This is a genomic window from Aminobacter sp. P4_D5, assembly GCF_056401815.1.
In genome coordinates this window covers 1-680 of sequence record NZ_JBFUIP010000783.1, presented here as the reverse complement: position 1 = coordinate 680, position 680 = coordinate 1, and the positions used below count along the sequence as shown (strand labels likewise).

1 protein-coding gene is annotated in these 680 nt (G+C 66.0%); it reads left to right on the top strand.

Annotation, left to right across the window (positions count from 1 at the left end; translation table 11 throughout):
* The coding region (gene rmuC, locus AC1DWF_RS34975) for a DNA recombination protein RmuC (protein ID WP_476843062.1) at positions 1–680 on the top strand (680 nt) is incomplete at both ends.

Sequence of the window (680 nt, the reverse complement as noted above, 5' to 3'; positions counted from 1 at the left end):
GGACAGGAGCGCCAGGCGACGGCGCTAGCGACGATGAAGGAATCGCTCGCCGGCGACATTGCGCGGCAGAAGGCCGAGCTTTCGCTGGAGCTCTCCGGCTTCACCGCCGAGCAGACCAAGGCGCTCGGCGTCGCGATGCTGAAGCAGATGGAATCGCTGGCAGCGACGGAGAAGGCGCTGCTGGAGCGCCTTTCGGCCGGCGCGACGCTCGCGCAGGAAGCGACGGCCGCGCAGACCACCGCGGTGAGTGCCGCGATGCTGAAGCAGGCTGAATCGCTCGCCGCCATGCAAACGGCCTTGCTCGAACGCCTCACCGCCGACGCGAAGTCGACGCAGGAGGCGATGAGCGCGGAGACGACGCGCTCGCGTGACGTGCTGGACAAGAAGCTCACGGAGATGCGCGAAAATAGTGAAAAGCGCCTCGCCGAGATCCAGAAGAGCGTGAACGAGCAGCTCGCCACCGCGGTCGAGAAGCAGATGAACGAGAGCTTCCAGCGCGTCATCGACCAGTTCACCGCCGTGCAGAAGGCGATGGGCGACGTGCAGGCCGTTACCGCGCAGATAGGCGACATCAAGCGGCTCTTCGGCAATGTGAAGACGCGCGGCGGCTGGGGCGAGACCCAGGTGAAGGCGCTGCTGGACGACATCCTTCCCGAGGGGTCCTACGAAACGAACGTGCG